Below are 16,100 nucleotides of genomic sequence, written 5' to 3'. Positions count from 1 at the left end.
TGGAAATGCTCACTATTGAGCAATAGCAAGCTACATTCATAAGCACTATTCAGCTATTCCATATAGTGTCTAAATGAAAATGTACCAAAAATCATATTTGAGGAGATAAACATGTCACAACCCCCAATCAATCAATCAGATATTAAACATTCCAAACAACGGCGCTCACTATTAAAAACTGCGGTAGGAATGTCGGTGCTTGGTATCGCCAGTGGATTAACTCTAGCCACACCAGGGATATCTTACGCAGCAGCATTAACGCGTGAAGAGCGAGATAAACTCACTCCGGAGCAAATTATTGCTGGCATGAAAGAAGGGAATATCCGCTTTAGAGCAGGCAAGATGCAACAGCATGATTATTTGGCTCAAAAACGGGCCAGTGCTGAAGGTCAATTCCCCGCGGCGGTTATTCTCAGTTGTATTGACTCACGGGCTCCGGCGGAAATTCTTTTTGATACCGGGATTGGTGAAACGTTTAATGCCCGTATTGCCGGTAACATTGCCAATAACGATTTATTGGGCAGTATGGAGTTTGCCTGTGCGGCCGCGGGAGCAAAAGTAGTTCTGGTCTTGGGGCATACTTCGTGTGGCGCAGTTCGGGGGGCAATCGACGGCGTAGAACTCGGTAATCTGACCGGCTTGTTAAATCAAATTAAGCCAGCAATTGACGCAACCCAATTTAACGGAGAAAGAACCGGTAAAAATGATCAGTTTGTCGATGCCGTTGCTAAAACCAATGTTCAGCATACGATCAATGAAATACGGAGCCGGAGTAGTATTCTCAATGGATTAGAGAAAGAGGGGAAAATTAAAATAGTTGGCGCAATGTATAATCTCAATGGCGGGGCCGTTGAGTTTATTAGCTAATAGATTACAAGCTCCGGGCTTTATCGCTCGGAGCAAATTCATAATGATATCGAGCCGCTATTTTCTGTGGTGGTAGGCAACTAATAAGTGATGCCAGATTCCATTATCTATTGTTTAAACAACATGTTATACAGAAAAGCATCACCAAAGACACAGGATAAAAGAAAGTCGTGCTACGCTTTAATTAAGCGATAACGTTAATTTAGCTATTCTTTATGCTAATAGAATTCCTACACGAAAAAGTTCCTTAGCCTCACCGTTATCAGGAGCGTCACCATGAATCCTCCAATATATGTTTGTTAGCCCTATTTAAAAAACTTAAATAACAGATCACTATTTTACCTGTGTGGGGCCTCGATATGTTTCACTTTGATGCTTATGGTACGCTCGTTGCTGCAACGCTGGTGCTATTGCTAGGAAGGCAATGTGTCCAGAATATTCCTCTACTACAAAAATATGCTATCCCGGAACCTATTGCGGGTGGTTTGCTGCTCGCATTACTGTTTCTGCTTATTCATCAGACAACCGGTTGGGAAGCCAGCTTTGATACATCACTACGTGATCCGCTAATGCTGACTTTTTTTGCCTCAATTGGCCTTAATGCGAATCTGGCAAGCTTAAGGGCTGGCGGTAAGGTATTGATAAAGTTTTTTGTGGTCGTTATTGGTTTGCTGTTACTGCAAAATATGGTTGGCATCGGTATGGCCAAAATTCTGGGGCTGGAGCCACTGATGGGGCTGCTGGTGGGAACCATAACACTTTCTGGTGGGCATGGCACCGGTGCGGCTTGGAGTGCCGTATTTGCGGAGAATTATGGCTTAAGTAATGCTACGGAAGTTGCCATGGCCTGCGCAACTTTCGGTTTGGTATTAGGTGGCTTGATCGCCGGCCCTATTGCCCTTTATCTCATTAAACATTCCGCCACTCCCAATGGCAGAGCCGAAGATGCCTTGCAACCCACAACCTTCGAGAAACCTCAGTCAGGGCGGATGATCACTGCGCTGGTATTAGTAGAAACTATCGCCATGATTGCCATTTGTTTGATGGCTGGTCGCTATATCTCGGGGTTACTGGCGGGATCTCTATTTGAATTACCGATCTTCGTCTATGTCTTATTTGTCGGGGTTATTCTTAGTAATCTACTCACTTATACCGGGTTTTATCAGGTTTTTGACCGTGCAGTCTCCGTAGTCGGTAACGTAAGCCTCTCCCTTTTTCTGGCAATCGCGCTGATGAGCCTGAGATTGTGGGAATTGGCGTCTCTGGCATTACCGATGTTGGCGATTTTATTGGTGCAGACGCTAACCATGGCTCTGTATGCCATATTTGTCACTTATCGGATTATGGGAAAGAATTATGATGCGGCCGTTCTTGCTGCTGGGCATTGTGGTTTAGGTTTGGGGGCAACTCCAACAGCAATTGCGAATATGCAAGCGATTACCGAGCGTTTCGGACCATCTCACGTTGCGTTTCTGATTGTACCGATGGTCGGTGCTTTCTTCCTGGATATCGCCAATGCAGTAGTGATCAAACTGTCTTTGTTATTACCGATGTTTACGCAACTTGGCTAAAAGCCAGTATTCATGGTGGCATCAACCGGCCAGAAGACGGAAACCCAGTATAAGCCGGCACATACCCTATAGTATGTGCCGGTGTTTATTCACCACGCACCTCTAACGCGCTAAATCCCCTCCCCCCTCGCGCCATGCTCTTCTTAAGTGATAACTGTTGATCTAGCATTGATTTCATAAGGTATTGCCGGTATAACTAACAGCCATTTAGAGATATAGACGTCTAAACGGATAAAATATCATGCACTCACCTGTTCCCGTCGAAGGGCAGTTCAAACGTACAATGAAGGCTCGGCATCTGGTGATGCTCTCTCTCGGGGGCGTGATTGGCACCGGCTTATTCTTCAACACCGGCTATATAATATCCACCACGGGTGCCCTCGGCACACTGTTGGCCTATATGATAGGTGCTGTGGTGGTCTATCTGGTAATGCTCTGCCTGGGTGAACTGTCGGTAGCAATGCCAGAAACCGGGGCTTTTCACGTGTATGCTTCCCGCTATCTTGGCCCAGCCACTGGCTATACCGTTGCCTGGTTATACTGGCTGACCTGGACAGTAGCCCTCGGTTCCAGTCTGACCGCCGCTGGGTTCTGTATGCAGTATTGGTTCCCTCAATCACCGGTGTGGTTATGGTGCCTTATCTTTTGTCTGGCTATTTTTCTGCTCAATGTGGTCACTACCCGCTTCTTTGCCGAAAGCGAATTCTGGTTCTCACTGATCAAGGTCGTCACCATTTTGGCGTTTATCATTTTGGGCGGTGCGGCGATGTTCGGCCTATTACCGATGAAGGACGGCACACCTGCCCCCTTCCTGCACAATCTGACCCAATCTGACTGGCTGCCAAACGGCACCTTACCGATCCTGATGACCATGGTGGCGGTCAATTTCGCTTTCTCCGGCACCGAGTTAATCGGTATCGCTGCGGGCGAAACAGAGAAACCAGAAAAAGCGATTCCGTGGGCAATCCGCACCACAGTGATCCGCCTGAGTGTTTTCTTTATCGGTACGGTATTTATTCTGGCTGCGTTGATCCCGATGGATCAGGCCGAGGTTGTCAAAAGCCCGTTTGTACTGGTATTTGAACGTATCGGTGTACCCTATGCCGCCGATATCTTCAATTTCGTGATCCTGACTGCCATCCTGTCAGCCGCTAACTCTGGTCTTTACGCCTCTGGCCGCATGCTGTGGTCATTGGCCAATCAGCGAACACTGCCTGCTTATTTTTCCCACATCAATAAACGCGGCATTCCTATTAATGCGCTGATCTTTAGCATGCTCGGCGGCTTGTTGGCACTGTTGACCAGTGTTATCGCGCCAGATACGGTGTTTGTCGCACTATCAGCGATTTCTGGTTTTGCCGTCGTCGCAGTCTGGCTGAGTATCTGCGCAGCCCACTACGTTTTTCGCCGCAACTACCTACGCAGTGGGCTGCCAATCGAGGGACTGAAGTACCGCGCGCCGGGTTACCCGCTGACGCCGATCGCAGGCTTCAGCCTGTGCCTGTTAGCCTGTATCGGTCTGGCCTTCGATCCTGAGCAACGTATCGCCCTATACTGCGGGCTACCCTTTGTTGCCTTGTGCTATATCACCTATTACCTGACCCATCGTGCCGGGAAAAACCAACCATTGGGAGAGAGTCATGCCGGTTAACAACCCTATCTCTGCGCTCTTAAGCGCTGATCGCACATTGATTTTGGATGGCGCATTAGCCACTGAACTGGAGGCGCGAGGTTGCTCTCTTAGTGATCCGCTGTGGTCCGCTAAGGTGCTAATTGAGAATCCTGAACTAATTTATCAGGTTCACTTGGACTATTTTAACGCAGGGGCACAATGTGCCATCACCGCCAGTTACCAGGCGACCCCACAGGGTTTCCTGCGCCGTGGCCTCGACCAGCAACAATCGTTGGAACTCATTGCCAAAAGCGTTCAGTTGGCACAGCAGGCACGCAACGACTTTTTGAATCAGCACCCGCAAGCTGAGCCGCTGCTGATTGCCGGTTCCGTTGGCCCATACGGCGCTTATCTCGCAGATGGATCTGAGTATCGAGGCGATTACCGGCTGCCACAGGATGAGATGATCGCCTTCCACCGGCCACGTATCGCGGCACTGGCTGAGGCTGGGGTTGACCTGCTGGCCTGTGAAACACTGCCATCGTTCGATGAGTTGCAAGCGTTACTAACACTACTGCAACAATTCCCTACTTTGGGTGGCTGGTTCGCATTCACGCTACGCGACAGCCAACACCTGAGTGACGGTACCCCCCTGACCGAAGTTCTGGCGCTACTGCGCGGCAATCAGCAAGTACTGGCCATCGGCATAAACTGCATTGCGCTGGAAAACGTGACCCCGGCGCTACAGCAGTTTGCTGCATTGGCTGACAAGCCACTGTTGGTGTATCCAAACTCAGGGGAACATTACGATGCTGTAAGCAAAACCTGGCATGCCTGTGGTGGCGGACACAACCACCTGATTGATCTGGTTGGGGAATGGCAGCGCCTGGGAGCACGACTGATTGGCGGTTGCTGTCGTACCACACCAAAAGATATTCGCATCATCGCTGAGCACTGTAAGCCGTAATCCCCCAGTGATATTGTAGCTAAGCGCCAACAGTATCACTGGATAAGCTTTGCCGCCTGATGAACTGCGGCAAAGCCTCTAAATATGCTGCTTCACCTGAGCGGCATTATTTAGTCGCCTAATTGCCGGCGTCAGGCTAGCGGCGATAGTCGCTATCACGACAGCAACGGCTGAAGCCAGCAAAACGGCCCGGCTGCCATAATGCATAGCGAGAGGCCCCGCAGCAAGTTCCCCGATAGGAATTGCCACAAATGACCCCATCGCATCATAGGCATAAACACGCGCGAGTTTCTCGGGTGGAATATGGGTTTGTAGAGAATGTGCCCACACAACACCGAATTGCCCAAAACCGACGCCGGCAATAAAAAATGCCCCCATAAGGATGGCAGTCGAAGACACCATACTAAGGAGAGTGATAGGGACTGCACAAAGTGCAACCAGAAGGACACCAATAAACAGATCGCGTCGTGGCCGCCAGCGGAGTGCAATAAAAGAACCGGCAATCAGGCCAATACTTTGTGCGGCAACAATAATCCCCCAACTGGCACGCCCAAATGAAGCATCAGCCACTATCGGGCCAAGGATCATCACTACGCCGCTAAAAGCGGCATTAACAATAGTGAACTGGGCAACAATAGTCCACACCCACGCACGAGCAATAAACTCCTGCCAGCCATCCCGTAGATCCTGCAAGATATTGGTTTTCGATGCGAGGAGCTGTGCCGAGGCAGTGCGAATCAAGAGATAAAGCGGTGCTGAAGCGGCAAACCCCAAAGCATCGACGGCCAATCCCCAGCCAGGCCCAATGGCAGCCGTCAGAACCCCGCCCAATGAGGCACCAATTACCGTCCCGCCATAGATGCCCAACTGGATAAAAGCGTTTGCTTCCCTGAGGTTACGTGCTGGTACTGTTTGTGGAACCATTGCTGAAGAAGCAGGAAGGGCAATACCCGCTGCCGCGCCGTTAATCGTCCCAAGGACCGCTAACCACATAATTGTGGCTGTTCCATCCAGCACCAACCAGGCAACAATCCCTTGAGATAAGGCGGCAATAACAGATGAAGACAGCAGAACCTTACTTCGCGAGTAACGATCCGCAAGTACTCCACCAATCAATAAGAAGGCAACATTGAAAACAGAACGTGCAGCTACCACCAGACCTAAATCTGCTGCGGAACCGCCGATATCCAACACCGCGAAAGCCAGTGCAATCGGTGCGATTCCATTACCTAATACCGTGAGGAGGCGGGCAAAAAACAAGTTTCGAAACGGGGCATAGTGAAATACATGTCGGGAAGATGGGACCGTGGCGTTCGCGTTCACTCACTTTTCTCCGCACTGATTTCAATACCTTGCAGGCTCTCACTGCTATCTTTCAATGGGGCTATTTCATACTTTTTTTGTTTATTCATTTTGGGCAACTTTTCATCACATGACGCGCTTGTAGCAGGGGTGCCGCCGTGACATCCTCTGCCTTCACAAATACCATTGCCAAATATGTGTCTTTATCTGTATGAATGCCAAGATTAATTGATTTGAATGTATAAAATTATTCAAATCATCTGATGAAAACCCTAACTTTGTCAGGTAGCAGATTTATTACACCGTTACCCCTAAGTTGCTATAGGGATAACGGCGGTCTCAGCTACGGGTGCTGTTCCATATTGGGTAACGCCAGCAACGCATAGCGGTTCAGCAGTTGACTAAACCGACTGTCAATCTGTTGGCGCAGTGCCGATGACGGAGTCTGCCCTGACTCGGACTGTACCTGATACTGACGCAACAACTCTTCCAGCGGTAAGGTTTTTGCCAGCGGCTGTTGTATCGCAAACACCACCGTTTTCAGCTCCGAAACCGTCATATAGCGTCCCTTCTTTTCATCCAATCCATTCAGTCGCTCTGCCAGTTGCCGCAAACGCTCTTGTGCCAATGCATAGTGTTTCAACTCCACCAATGGCGCAGCACCGGCTTCTCGTTGTTGTTGCCATAATGCACTCAGTCGGTTGACTTCTTGACTGGCGGGCCACAGTTGCTGCGCTTGTGATAACACCCCATCCCCCCGCATTTGTGCCCATAACGGCGGTAACTGTGTCAGTTGTTCCAACTGTGTGCCACTGCCTTGCAATACCGGGCCAGCCAATCGTACCAACTCAGCATCTGAGGTTTGTTTTCTCAGTTCATCGATTGATTTGGCTGCCAGTGGCGCAGGTAATGGCGCGACGCTGGTCAGCAATGCCTCGCGCAATGGATTAGATGACAGCGACTGCCAGATAAAGAAACTGCCCACCATCAAAACGGCCATCAGCGATAGCCCGGCGACAAACCCCTGCCCCGCTTTCCAACGTGGTGGGGGCGGCAAAGGCGGCGACAACTCCACCTCAACACGCGCCGGGGCCGGTTCGTTGACAAGATAAACCAGTGGTTCGCTGACCGCAGCCGACGAGAATGTCGGTTGTGGCTGTCGTTGTGGTTCAGAGACACCGGCATGCCGTACCGGAATACTTAATCGGTCTGGCGTATCAGCGGCGGCCTCGGCGCTCTCCAGACGTAGTGCTGCGTTATGCAACATCAGGCGCACCCCATCCAATTTACTCAGATGTTTGAGCTCTAGCGTTTGCAACTGCGTGCACAACTGTTCCAACGCACGCTCTGCCCGGTACACCTGAGCCAGGTCACCGTAGCATAACGTCATGGTGCGCCAAACTTGCTGCAACCGGTCACTCAACCAGGCCAATAACGCCACCCGGGCATGTGTTTGCGGCGGCCATAATGCACTCCACTGATGAGACAGCAAGCCCGCCAACAGCTCCAACCCTTCACACAACCCGGCAAGACCGGCAATGTGCGTACGTGCCAAGGTAAAATCTACCGTGGTCTGCAACTCAACCCCGTTCTGGCGAAACAGCGCCAAACAAAGCTGCTCGACCCGCCCCCAGTCAACATCCGGGCGAGCTGGATGATGTAATTTGCCGATTTCGTCACGTAAGGCACTAAATTCAGCAAAATGGCGGGGGTCACCGCCGGTTTTAACCGTGCGCTCAGTATTCGATATCATGTGTTTGTCTTCCCTGAATAGGCGTTAAGATGACTCACCCGGATTGAGATAATGTTGTTGTTTAAGATGACGTATCAGCACCCGGCCTTCCGGCATAAATGCCGTGCCGTAACGCACCAGTCCTAGCCCTTTCAGTTCCGCCTCAATGGCATACTCCAGATGGCCAGGAGCGGATTGTGGCAGTAGCAGCACGTTGATACTTTTCAACCGTGGCTCATATTTTAGCAACGTGGCTGAGAGCGTAGTCAGCAGCGCGTGCGCACTGCCCGGCAATCCCTGTAGGATCTCGCTCATATCCGGCAGACCATAATCGGGCAGATGACTGAGTGTACCGGCGCGGCAGTTGAGAATGCGCTGCATATTGTCGAGCACCGAGAGAATGACCTGGTTAGCTTCACTGACCTGATGTAGTTCAAGCCCGCCAGTGAAATTGCCCAGCAATTGCTCATACAGTGACGGCGAGGAGGCGTCCGGCATTACTTTGTCTCCGCCCGCAATGTCAGGCTGTTATTACCCAATTCAAGGGTCCGAGGCTTATCGGGATGCAGGTCGTCCAGCGTCAGAATCAGACGCCAGTGGTCTTTGGCCATATCTGGATGGCGGAACAGCGCTACCACCGCCACAAACCGGGTATCTTTTTCCATCGGCATATCCAATGTTACCGCACCGCCCGGTTTCACTATCACGCTGCGGCTGGCCAGCAGGTCATCTTTAAGTGCCGCCTCCCCGTCGCTCGCCAGTTGTTGATACACCGTTTTTAAGAAGGTTTTATCATCACGTAACTGATAAACCCGCACCATCACCGGCTCCGATGACGAGTTCGCTTCGTGCTCATCGGTATTCAGAGCTTCACGGGCGGTAAAATCTAAATGCAGTACCTTTATCTGCTTATAAAACAGTGATTTTGTGGCCGATACGGTGCCATCAGTCACTGCTTGCGTCAGCCCACAGCCACTGAGCAATAAAACCAATGCTGAGATGCAGATTTTATTTTTCCAGGCGGCCCAAGTTTTATTTTTCGAAGTACAGATTTTATTTTTCGAAGTAATAGCTAACACGTCGGTTTCCTTCTTGGTATTTCTGTGGAGTCAGTCCACTGTAGTGTCCCAGCTCCACGGTATAGTATTCAGGTATATCGTCTGACAGCGTATCGTCATCCAGCCCCAGCACCCCGGTCAGTCCCAATCTTACCGGGGTCTCATCCAACACCAACGCCGGCAGCAACCGTGTTGCGACAGTCAGTTGAATACAGGCTCGATAGCGCCAGCCCAGATACACCCGCAACAGCACCAGAAAATCGGTATACAGCGGGCCATCCGGTAACCAGTCACCGGCCTCGTCGCGGTCTGCCGTCTGCAGAGAAATCAGTAACTGACTGTTGGCATCGATGGCCTCATCGCCCAGTACGGTGTAACCGTCCAGCCAGTTGCCCCCTTCGTCGGCAAATGTCATCTGTGAGGTCAGACGAACCGTACGCAGGCAATGGGGCGTCACATCAGCCTGCGTAAAGGGGGCCAGCAGTCGGACCAGTGCCTGTACCCCTTCGGCAGTTCGCCCCGGTTGACGCATCACCCCCAGCAGGGCCAGAAAGCGTGATGTCGGGGTGGCAAAATGCTGCTGCGAACCTGGAATACCCATGCCAATCAGCCCCAACAGGCTTTGGGAGGTGCTATCTTTGCCGCCCGACTCAAAAGTGGCCGGATAGGAATATTTGCGCCAAATGCGATAAAACTGCGTCATAAAACGATGGTTGAAAATATCGAGGAACCCTTCCAGCGCCTCATGCCCTTCCCGCTGCTGGGTGATATCGTCGATATAGGCCGTCGGCAGAGGCGAATCTACACCGTACAACCCCATAAAGGTGGTGCGCGCCGTCAGCGGGGCATCAGGCTGCGCCGGATCAGTTTCCAGCGCCTTCAGCTCACTGACCGGGAAACCCATGCCCGGATGCGGACGAAAGCGCACCGGATCATCCGCTGGGTTATTGGTACTCCCCAGCGGCAAGGTTCCCGGTTGTTGCTCCAGCAACTGACAGAAGCGGTAAAAATTGATCTGTCCGATATCCCGCTTAAGCCGAGTGATCAGCCGGGAATGCGGGTCGTGTGATTCTCTTCCCATTCCAAACGTTCTCCTGTCGGTTGCAGTATCAGAGTCAGACGATTAAACAGATGAATATCGGTATACAGGGAAAAGAAGCGACTGAGCATTTCCCCGAACAGACAAATATCCCCGGTACCGGTAAAGCCGTTGCTGTCGAGAGTGATTTCAATGTGCACCCCGCGCAACAGATAGCCCCGCTCAAAGCGTTCAATCTCGCTATGTTTAACCTCGGCGATAGCCTCCAGTCGACGTCGGTTCATTTCGTTGTCCGTCCAGTCATACAGCGCCAGCGTGCCGCGCAGCACTTCAGCGTTATCCATCATCCACAAAAAACTGCTGCCCAGATGGCTCAGTACCCGCCAATGAAAACGGTCACGGTTGGGCGGATAGCACGGCAACGAAGGCGCCGACAGATTACGCACCCGAACCTGGGCACCGGTAGACTTCACCACAGTATCCAGTACCGTGCTTTGTAGCGCTTTACGCGGTAACTGCCCATTGGTGCCGGTCAGGCTCAGTGACAAGTTTTCATTATCCGGTACGCTGTGGTTATCAAACGCCTCACCCCCCAGCACCAACCAGGTATCGTGTAACCCCGAAGGCCCGCGTTTGACCCGCGTATGGTAGTAATACTCAGGCGCATCATGCCGCAACATTCCGCCCTTGTGGCGGAAACTGGTGAAAGGGACATAGACCTGATGCCCACTATGGCGGGAAGAAATCACTGAATCTACCGAATAAATTTCGGTATAGCCGTCCTGAATGCGCATCGGGCGCAGCTGATATTCAGTCTGTAATGAAGATAGCGACAACGGGTCAGATTCCAGCGGGAACAGGTTAATCACCGGCACACAATGCAGGCGCAGATTCTTTTCGGAGAATGAAAAATCATGTTCCCAGCGTTTTTCCAGCACCACATCAATCTCAAACCAGGGCAGTTCCGCTGGTAGTTCGACCCCCTCCAACCCCTTCAACGCAACAAACATAAACTTTTCGCGGAAGGTGAAATACTCCAGCAGGAGCTGATAACCACTGAACGCGCTGTCTGCCTTCGGCCACAAGGTATCCTTCTCACCGAACCCCAGCGGGGCAAAATAGCAGTCCAGCGGCTGGCGATCAGCCTGCCCCGGCAGACGGATACAGAGTTTGGCGGTATTCAGGGTCAGCGCCTCATGCAGGGCGCAAGCCAGTGGCGCATCGGCATCAAAATAGAGCGGCAGGCGGCTCAGGTTGATACGGCTCCAGTCGGCCAGTGCGCTGCAATCAAAGCGCAGCCGGATAACCGATCGGCCATCGGGTTCGCTGTCCAATTCGGCACGGCGTAGTGTCAGCGGGAGCAAGTCCATATCCTGCGTGGTGGTGTAGCGACAACGGGTTTCACGCTCGCCAATGGGGCGGGAAAGCACTTCAAAACCTTTGCTCACCCCCATGCGCTCTTTCATCCCTTGCCATTGTGGGGTGAACTCCACAATGGCAAGCGACGGAATGGTGCGCAGGTAGTGCGGCCACAGCAGACTGACCAACCCTTCAGTCAGCTCCGGCAGGTCATCATCCAATTTCTCCCGCAGTCGGCCCATCAGAAAGGCAAAGCCTTCAAACAGACGTTCCACATAGGGGTCACGCGCCCCGGCTTTATCCAGATTTAATCCGGCAGCCCGATCAGGGTGCGCACGAGCAAACTCTTCGCCCGCTTCACGCAGGTAGCGCATTTCGGCGTCAAAATAACGCAGGGTTAAATCGTCCATAAGATTCTCTATGAAACCAATAAAATAGAAGCTAATAAGTTCGGTTTAATTTTATATTCAATAATGCTAGGGTAATTGTGGTATTAATTGCCATTATTAATAATTGGCAAAAATCATGTAGTCAATAATGAGATATCCTTAACTATATAAAGATATTAATCCTACATAAATTTACCAACCGAAGTTTCACCTTATTTTTCAACCAAACCAGATAATGCCCTACCATCTTCATCTAACTAATCCCCAAGCTGAATCAGCTAAAAGGATAGGGATTTATATATCGAAAAAATGAAATACTCTTCATACCTGCGAGCACATGTAAATATCAATAATAAATAGCATCTTCATTATTGTCTATTTTTATGACTTCCTTGTTTTCATCATATTGTCTGTACGTATTATTATCAATTGAGAAGTCTGTTACCATTTTATCTTGATTCCGAGAATCTCTGTGGCGAGATATAGAAAGCAGACTATCTTTCTCTATGCAATTATTATTATCTTCCATATCATCGAAGCATATAAGATAAGATGTATCTACGCTTGGGGCCATCCAATCCTGCTTTGGTACTTCTTGTTTATATCCTTCCCCTATATTCCAGATGATGATATTAACCCCCCCATCCTCAGGGTTTATTACGGGTATTTTATATTTTAACTTCAAGTTGGTTGCGTTTTTTTCCCACCATTCTATTCTCCCTTTATCAGTGATGGGGAAGTTTTTAACCAGTACGTAACTCCAGTTTTCACTTTTGTGAGTATCAACAATTTGTGTTGACTGCAAGAGCCACCAGCCGGAAAATAATATGCCAGCAGAAAAAACCCCCAAGAGCATTTTCCATGCGAATTTCATAATTAAAGCTTCTCCTCTATCGTTACCACTTCGTTCACTTCTGTAATAAATGGGCAGTAACTATAGTTGAAGTACCAACCTGATTAAAATACATCATTTATTATCATGGCGATTATTTATTTTCTAGTTTTTTTATATTTTCACCATCACTTAACTGTATATAACTACTTTTATTAATATTAAACCGTGTACTTCCATTTTTTAAGTGTTCTATATCCATAACCCAGTTTTTTTCAATACAGTTTTTTTCGGTTTTCATATCATCAAAGCAGAGTAAATCAGAATCTTCATCAGTCCCACTATCTATTTTATAACCATCACCAACATCTAATACTACAACTGTAAATGTTCCATCACTATCTGGTTTAGGAATAGAATACGTTTCTTTTATAAATAATTCATTTTTTTTCCACCATGAAATTTTACCTTTATCAGTTAAAGGAGAGTTTTTCACAATTAACACACTAAAACCACTGCTTCTGATATGTCCATCGATTATTTTAACAGGTTGAAAAACATAAAATACAATATATACAAAGAAAATAACTACTGCTGCAAGGATAATCCTTCCTTTCTTTCCGATCATGGTTTACGTCCCTCTATCGTTACTACTGTATTCATTTCTGTAATAAACGGGCGGTAGCTATACATTTCTCCGCGCTGGAGAACAAACCAGATCCTAAATATACGAAACTGCCGATATATAGGGTTGGAAATATCATCGTTATCTAATCCAAAGTGATCTTGCACTCGATATTTTATTGTGGCGGTGTAGGTATTCCCTGTTATCTTTAATGACTGCAATGTAATATGTGTTGACCATGTATCATGAACAGTAATTACTAAGCCATTTATTCTATCAATGTAGTCATTAAACTTAGGTAAGGAAGAGTTTAAAGCTATTGATTCGTAAAGTTTTTCTTTATCAATTAAGGGGTAGAGCTGCTCTCCCCAATCAATATTATCACTTAATACCCTCTCTATTAAAACTAAAGAACTTGACTCCGACTTATCATTCAATATCTGTTCTGTTAGAGCTTTATCCAACAATGGATCACTGTACGGTTTACCTGTGTTTTTCTCCATATGCGTGATCATATTACGTATCACGCCCTTATATTCTCCGTAAAACGAAAATGCATCTGACAAATCACGAAACTCATCAAACAGTATTTTAGCACTGGCCTGGCGGTTAACTGCCGTATAAGGGTTAACTCGTGAAGAGACATCTGTAAGATGAAACTTTTTCTTCAGTACCTCCTCAGTCATATCGCCATATCGCATATCCTTTGCCGCATAGTCATCCATTTTTCTCTTTGTTTCAAAGATTCGAACAGGAGGGATTAGCGGTTCTGGTTTTTTCTTATCCTGCTGAGTGCCTGAAGTTTGAGTTTGTTGCTCATTTGATCCTCCCGTTATCATAGAAGAAAACTCATACGTATCGTTCACCAACGAAGGAATAAACCACGCCTTGCACGGGCAATTGCTTTGACTATTCAAGGTGCCAGCAAACTTACGGCCATGAATAGAATCACCGGGAATATGGCCAACAATGATATAAGTTCCCGGATGCTTGCCGCAGGTTACTCTATCTTGCTCACGGGCCACGGCTTTGCCCATCAGGATATGTGTGGCATCACCTTCGATGATCACGCCACCACAGGTTGTTTGATCCCCAACACCAAGGTAATAACCTTTTGCCATTGTCTATTCCTTTTCGGTTATCCGCATAATACGGCCGCACGGGCCGGGTCAAGGGCAATAAGCCCACTGAGCAGGCTTTCCATTTCGACATGCAGGCGGGTTTTGTCACTGTCGCTGCGTTGTGCTTTCATCCGCAGCAGCTTCAGACTTCGGGCTTTGACTTCAAACGCCAGCCCCGGCTCCCACTGCGGCAAGGTTAGCAATGCGCCGCTGCTATCAAGGTCACTCAACAGATGCAGTGCCATATCGTTCTTGCCGTACTGCTCCGCCACGCGGGCCATCACCAAACGCAGCAGCCACTGATGGCGGGCAGTGGTAATACCCGGACGGGATTGCAACCAGTTAAGTGCGGCTTCAATCCCTTCACTGTCCGCCTGAGCCAGAGCTTCTGGCTCCAGCAACAGAATGCCATCTTCACCGGATGACACCACGGCAGCAGGCTCGCTGCCCCAGCCCGACACCGACTCCAGCACCTGCTGGTTTATCCACCCCAGCGTCACCTCATCAGCAAACGGCGTGCCGTCACTCCAGCATAGCCCTTCCAGCCCTGGTAGCCGGGTCAGTAACAGACGTAAATCCTGGGTGATACAAGCTGCCCAGCCATCGAATGGGGCTCCCGCTTTACTGAGTGCCTGATGCAGATACCACTGCACATCGAGCCAGAAATGGTTGACCCCTTCGGCAAATATCGATTCCGCCTGTTCCAACAACTCCAGCCAGTTTTGTTGCAGATAAAGACGCTTGAGCAGCGCGCGATATTCCGGGCGCGGCGGTACCAGTCTGGTTCGTCCACTCACATCCAACGGCGGTGACTGGTGTACCGTATCCCAGCGCACGCTCTTGATAAGATGATGCCCAGAGAGCCATCCTTGCGGCTGGTTACGCAGGTATTTTGCTAACGTTTTAGCCTGGTCGAGCAGGTCACGCCCCGACTGGACTGGCCGCAACTCCGGTGAAACCATAGCAGTCTGGCCCTGACTCCCTGCCGATGATGACCCGCTGCTGTTTTGTGGCACCACCGCATTCGGTCCACCGGACTGCGCCAGACGATGTTCCAAGGCAAGATACAATCCACCAAACTGCGGACGGGATGCGTCATCCCAGCAGCTAAGGCTCTGTTCGATTAACGCCAGTGCGCCAACGATGCGTTCAAAATCCGCATTATCCACTTCAGGATAGAGCGACAAACTGTCCAGCACGCGAGAACTCGATAGCCATTCCAGCGCAGTTTTCCGACTGGCTGCGCGCAACGGATGCAGGGTTTCACCAAAACGGCTGATAAGCCCGGCCAGCAGTGCCAGTCCATCCGCCAGCCCAGCCTCGCCATCACGGTGTAAACGCGCCCAAATGTAATAGGTTGCCACCCGCACATCTTTGCCATGCAGGGTTAACAGTTTTTCTGCCAGCTCGCTGGCTAACGTGGTATCAGCACCTGAGAGTTTATTGACCTCTTCACGCATCTGCTGGAAGTCGTCATTGTAACTGAGGTCTTCTCCGCTGTGCTGGTCAGTCGTCACCGGCTGCAACCAGCGCTCCCAAAGTGTAACCTGTTGTTCTGCCTTTAATAACAGTGAATCAGGGGCCGCGGCACAGGCAGTGATCAGGGTATTTAACGTCGCCATCATG

The 16,100-nt window shown here is 49.7% G+C and carries 14 protein-coding genes; 4 read left to right on the top strand and 10 right to left on the bottom strand.

Annotated elements, in window-relative coordinates:
• The first annotated feature begins 111 nt into the window (after positions 1-111).
• The 4 genes from V1953_RS03330 to mmuM all read left to right on the top strand — a co-directional run bounded on the left by V1953_RS03330 (position 112) and on the right by mmuM (position 5,017).
• A complete protein-coding gene (locus V1953_RS03330) occupies positions 112-867 on the top strand; it encodes a carbonic anhydrase (RefSeq protein WP_083162603.1) in 756 nt (251 codons plus the stop codon).
• Between the two features lie 359 nt (positions 868-1,226).
• Entirely contained in the window at positions 1,227-2,438 is a 1,212-nt protein-coding gene (gene gltS, locus V1953_RS03325; protein WP_372569607.1) for a sodium/glutamate symporter, read from the top strand.
• A 241-nt stretch (positions 2,439-2,679) separates the two neighbouring features.
• Positions 2,680-4,089 carry an S-methylmethionine permease gene (gene mmuP / locus V1953_RS03320; RefSeq protein WP_083162599.1) on the top strand — a complete coding sequence of 470 codons (1,410 nt, stop codon included), beginning with the start codon at positions 2,680-2,682 and terminating at the stop codon, positions 4,087-4,089.
• Complete coding sequence (mmuM, locus tag V1953_RS03315; RefSeq protein ID WP_083162597.1) at positions 4,079-5,017, top strand: homocysteine S-methyltransferase; 939 nt, start codon at positions 4,079-4,081, stop codon at positions 5,015-5,017. The genes mmuP and mmuM overlap by 11 nt, the downstream gene beginning before the upstream one ends.
• A 78-nt stretch (positions 5,018-5,095) precedes the next feature.
• Here mmuM and V1953_RS03310 read toward each other — a convergent pair whose 3' ends face one another.
• The 10 genes from V1953_RS03310 to tssA form a co-directional block, all read right to left on the bottom strand.
• Positions 5,096-6,340: an MFS transporter gene (locus tag V1953_RS03310; protein WP_372569609.1), complete on the bottom strand. Its 1,245-nt coding sequence runs from the start codon at positions 6,338-6,340 to the stop codon at positions 5,096-5,098.
• A gap of 322 nt (positions 6,341-6,662) precedes the next feature.
• Positions 6,663-8,072 carry a VasL domain-containing protein gene (locus V1953_RS03305; RefSeq protein WP_442850650.1) on the bottom strand — a complete coding sequence of 470 codons (1,410 nt, stop codon included), beginning with the start codon at positions 8,070-8,072 and terminating at the stop codon, positions 6,663-6,665.
• Between the two features lie 24 nt (positions 8,073-8,096).
• Positions 8,097-8,549, bottom strand: a complete 453-nt coding sequence (gene tssE, locus V1953_RS03300) for a type VI secretion system baseplate subunit TssE (RefSeq protein WP_083162591.1) — start codon at positions 8,547-8,549, stop codon at positions 8,097-8,099.
• Positions 8,549-9,130: a type VI secretion system lipoprotein TssJ gene (gene tssJ, locus V1953_RS03295; RefSeq protein WP_083162589.1), complete on the bottom strand. Its 582-nt coding sequence runs from the start codon at positions 9,128-9,130 to the stop codon at positions 8,549-8,551. Before tssJ ends, tssE begins: the two co-directional genes overlap by 1 nt.
• Positions 9,105-10,190: a type VI secretion system baseplate subunit TssG gene (gene tssG, locus V1953_RS03290; RefSeq protein ID WP_372569611.1), complete on the bottom strand. Its 1,086-nt coding sequence runs from the start codon at positions 10,188-10,190 to the stop codon at positions 9,105-9,107. The genes tssJ and tssG overlap by 26 nt, the downstream gene beginning before the upstream one ends.
• A complete protein-coding gene (gene tssF / locus V1953_RS03285) occupies positions 10,154-11,917 on the bottom strand; it encodes a type VI secretion system baseplate subunit TssF (protein WP_442850649.1) in 1,764 nt (587 codons plus the stop codon). The genes tssG and tssF overlap by 37 nt, the downstream gene beginning before the upstream one ends.
• Positions 11,918-12,242: 325 nt before the next feature.
• Entirely contained in the window at positions 12,243-12,770 is a 528-nt protein-coding gene (locus V1953_RS03280) for a DUF943 family protein (protein WP_442850648.1), read from the bottom strand.
• A 112-nt stretch (positions 12,771-12,882) separates the two neighbouring features.
• A complete protein-coding gene (locus tag V1953_RS03275; protein ID WP_442850647.1) occupies positions 12,883-13,356 on the bottom strand; it encodes a DUF943 family protein in 474 nt (157 codons plus the stop codon).
• Positions 13,353-14,474, bottom strand: coding sequence for a PAAR domain-containing protein (locus tag V1953_RS03270; protein ID WP_442850646.1), 1,122 nt, complete (start codon positions 14,472-14,474; stop codon positions 13,353-13,355). The genes V1953_RS03275 and V1953_RS03270 overlap by 4 nt, the downstream gene beginning before the upstream one ends.
• A 17-nt stretch (positions 14,475-14,491) precedes the next feature.
• Positions 14,492-16,096, bottom strand: a complete 1,605-nt coding sequence (gene tssA / locus V1953_RS03265) for a type VI secretion system protein TssA (protein ID WP_442847553.1) — start codon at positions 16,094-16,096, stop codon at positions 14,492-14,494.
• Positions 16,097-16,100 lie beyond the last annotated feature (4 nt).

The organism is Yersinia sp. 2541 StPb PI, assembly GCF_052217145.1.
Classification (GTDB): domain Bacteria; phylum Pseudomonadota; class Gammaproteobacteria; order Enterobacterales; family Enterobacteriaceae; genus Yersinia; species Yersinia enterocolitica_E.
Note: the sequence above shows the minus strand (reverse complement) of the source record. Positions and strands in the feature narration are given on the sequence as shown.